The organism is Myxococcus vastator (genome assembly GCF_010894475.1).
Taxonomy (GTDB): domain Bacteria; phylum Myxococcota; class Myxococcia; order Myxococcales; family Myxococcaceae; genus Myxococcus; species Myxococcus vastator.
Genome location: NZ_JAAIYB010000644.1, coordinates 1 through 3574, shown reverse-complemented (window position 1 = coordinate 3574; position 3574 = coordinate 1). Strand labels below are relative to the sequence as shown.

The window sequence follows — 3574 nt, the reverse complement described above, 5'->3', positions numbered from 1 at the left end:
GTGCTGGGCGACGGGGGCCTCACGGGGGGCCTCACGTTCGAGGGGCTCAACAACGCGGGAGGCAGCCACCTGCCGTTGGTCGTCGTCCTCAACGACAACCAGATGTCCATCAGCGCCAACGTGGGGGCCATCCCCGCGCTGCTGCGCACCCGCGAGGCGCGCGACTTCTTTGAAGGCCTGGGCTTCACCTACCTGGGCCCGGTGGATGGGCATGACCTGCCCGCGCTGATTCGCGCGCTGCGCGAGGCCCGTGCCTCGTCGCGGCCCGTGGTGGTGCATGCGCTGACGCTGAAGGGGAAGGGCTTCCCGCCGGCGGAGGCCGACACGCAGACGCGCGGGCATGCCATGGGCCCGTATGAGTGGCGCGACGGCAAGCTGGTGCGCTCGCGCGGCGGCCAGCCGACCTTCAGCGAGGCCTTCGCGGCGGTGTTGGAGGACGCCATGGCCCGGGACGCACGCGTGGTGGCGGTGACGCCCGCGATGCTGGAGGGCTCGGCGCTCAACGCGCTCAAGGCGCGCTTCCCGGACCGCGTGCACGACGTGGGCATCGCGGAGCAGCACGCCGTCACCTTCAGCGCGGGGCTGGCCGCGGCCGGCGCGCGTCCGGTGTGCTGCATCTATTCGACGTTCCTCCAGCGCGCGTACGACCAGGTCATCCACGACGTGTGCCTGCCAGGCCTGCCCGTCGTCTTCGCCGTGGACCGCGCGGGGCTGGTGGGCGCGGACGGGGCGACGCACCAGGGCACCTACGACGTGGCGTCCTTGCGCCCGCTGCCGGACCTGCACCTGTGGTCGCCCATGGTGGGGGAGGACCTGGCGCCGATGCTGGACACCGCCCTGGCGGCGCCGCGCGCCTCCGTCATCCGCTTCCCACGTGGCACGCTGCCGCTCCTGCCCGAAGGCGTGGGCGCGGAGGCGGTACCGCTGCGGGGGGCGCGCTGGCTGCTTCGCGCGGAGCAGCCCCGGCTGACGCTGGTGACGTTGGGCCCCCTGGGCATCGCCGCGCTGGAGGCCGCGCGGGGCGAGCCCGGCTGGAGCGTGCTGGATGCGCGCTGCGCTTCGCCTCTGGATGAAGCCGCCTTGCTGGAGGCTGGCCGGTCCGGTCATGTCGTGGTGGCCGAGGAGGGCACCACGCGCGGTGGGCTGGGCAGCGCTGTGCTGGAGCTCTTCGCGGCGCACGGGCTGATGGCCCGCGTCCGGTTGCTGGGCATGCCCGATGCGTTCGTTCCCCATGGGGACGCGCGGGTTCAGCGCGCGGCGCTGGGGTTGGACGCGGCGGGACTGCGGAGCGCGGGCCGGGCGCTGCTGGAAGGGGACGGACGGTGAAGCCTCGCAAGGAGCGGGTGGACGTGCTGGTGGTGGAGCGCGGGCTGGCCGAGTCGCGCACCAAGGCCCAGGCGCTCATCCTGGCCGGGCAGGTCGTGGTGGATGACCAGCGCGTGGACAAGCCCGGGACGCTGATTCCGCAGGAGGCGGAGCTGCGCCTCAAGGGCGAGGTGATGCCCTACGTGTCGCGCGGCGGCTTGAAGCTGAAGGGCGCCATCGACCGCTTCGGGCTGGACGTCCGGGGTCGGGTGGCCGCGGACATCGGTGCCAGCACCGGCGGCTTCACGGACTGCCTGCTCCAGCACGGGGCCACGCGCGTCCATGCGATTGACGTGGGCTACGGACAGCTCCACGAGAAGCTGCGCACGGACCCGCGGGTGCGCTCGCGCGAGCGCGTCAACGCGCGCTACCTCACGGAGGAGGACCTGCCGGAGAAGGTCGGCGTGGTCGTCATCGACGTGAGCTTCATCTCCCTCACGCAGGTGCTGCCGTCGGTGCTGACGTACCTGGAGCCGGGCGGCCTGTTGGTGGCGCTGGTGAAGCCCCAGTTCGAGGTGGGGCCGGACCGGGTGGGGAAGGGCGGCGTGGTGCGGGATGTCGCCGCCCGGCAGGGCGCCATCGACACCGTGACGGCGTTCGTCCGCGAGCAGGGCCTGGAGGTGCTCGGGTTGATGGACTCCACGGTGCCCGGGCCCGCCGGCAACGTGGAGGCGCTCCTCGTTGCCAGCAGGCCCTGAGCCCGCGCGCTACGGCCGGTAGCGGCGGTAGTCGGACAGGGGCAGCGTCTGCACCACGTCGAAGCCGGTGCGGATCCACAGCCGGCCTTCCGGGTCGATGGCTCCGCCCAGGCTGCCGACCACCTGGTGGCGGAACAGCTCCCGGGCCTCGCCACCGGACGTCTGGTCCACGGCGACGATTTCGTTGGGCAGCGTCGGCGCGCCATCCAGTCCGCGGGCCGGCGCGTTGAGCAGGAAGAGCTCCGGCGAGTTCGGCCGGCGCAGCACCTGGAGCACGTTGAGCGCGCCATTCGCGTCGATGGAGCGGTTGTCCCGGTTGCGAATCTGCCCCGACGCGTCGAGGAACCACACGCGCTGCTGGCCCACCGCGACGAGGCGCGAGGCGCCCGGGTGGTAGAGGATGTGCGCCAGCGGCACCGGGAGCGCGGGGCTGGTCCACTGGAGCCGCGCGCCCTCGCACTCGTCCTGGTTCGCGGCGCACGCGATGACCTGTGACTGCTCCGAGCCGAGCTGGAGGCCCAGGAAGAGCGTGTTGCCGGTGTCATTGAAGGCGCCCAGGGGGAGGCGCTCGTTGCGCGCGAAGGTCCGCAGCTTGTACGCGACCCGGGCCGTGCCTCCCGCGCCCTGCTCTCCCGTCTCGCCCGCGTACAGCTCGGTGACGGTGACGTCCGTGCGCGAAGCATCCGGGCCCGTGCCCAGGGACGCGATGAGAATCATCCCGTCCGCGCGAACCAGGGGTGGGGCGATGACGCTCTCCAGCGTCGTGGGTGCGTAGAGCCACTTGACCTCGGCTACGCTCTCCGACGTGCCGTTGGGGTTGTGGGACAGGCGGCGCACCTCGTCGATGCGGTTGACGATGATGGCGTCACCGCCCGGCAGCACGGTGAGCTGCGTGGGGCCGATGTCCGTCGTCGTGCGCGCGGTGATGCGCAGGTCGGCGTCCACGGCGAAGGCGCCCACGTTCGGGGTCCACACCCAGCGCTTGCCGCTGGTGGGGTTGCGCTCCGTGATGACCGTCTCGGGGGTGCAGGCGATGGGCATCCCGACAGTGCCCGTCACGTTGCCGCTGAGGTCCACGCGGTACAGCGTGGAAATCTCCGTCGGAGGGACGCCGCAGCCCACGAACGTGGGGTTCGCGCTGGTGCCGTCGATGACGAAGTGGTCGGTGACGACCTGGCCGGCGTTCTGCGGCTCCACGATGCGCCGCTGCACCGGGAAGTAGGAGACAGGCGCGGGCTGCGAGCGATTCGTGCGCCCGTCGGAGCACGTGGCCACCGCGTTCAGCGACAGGTTCGCGGCCAGTCCCACGGTGGCGTAGGGGATGTCATTGCGCTCCAGCGTCAGCGTCATCGTACCGCCGCTGTGCGGGAAGGTCCGGAGCAGGGTCTCCCGGTCGTTGACGTTGAGCGTCGAGCCGCCCTCGCAGCCAGACACCGTGACGATGACCTGGAGCTTGTCGTCGGAGATGATGCCTGCGGGCACCGTCAGGGCGACCTGGGGGGGATCCGGCG

Annotated in this window: 3 protein-coding genes; 2 read left to right on the top strand and 1 reads right to left on the bottom strand. The window is 72.1% G+C overall.

Features of this window, described 5'->3' with window-relative positions:
- Positions 1-1326, top strand: a 1326-nt coding sequence (locus G4D87_RS35410) for a 1-deoxy-D-xylulose-5-phosphate synthase N-terminal domain-containing protein (protein WP_163787135.1), incomplete at its 5' end; no start/stop codon positions are given.
- Positions 1323-2063 carry a TlyA family RNA methyltransferase gene (locus G4D87_RS35405; protein ID WP_163787133.1) on the top strand — a complete coding sequence of 247 codons (741 nt, stop codon included), beginning with the start codon at positions 1323-1325 and terminating at the stop codon, positions 2061-2063. The genes G4D87_RS35410 and G4D87_RS35405, both read left to right, overlap by 4 nt.
- A 9-nt stretch (positions 2064-2072) precedes the next feature.
- Here G4D87_RS35405 and G4D87_RS35400 read toward each other — a convergent pair.
- Positions 2073-3574 (bottom strand): hypothetical protein (locus G4D87_RS35400; RefSeq protein WP_163787131.1); only part of this gene is annotated, 1502 nt, incomplete at its 5' end.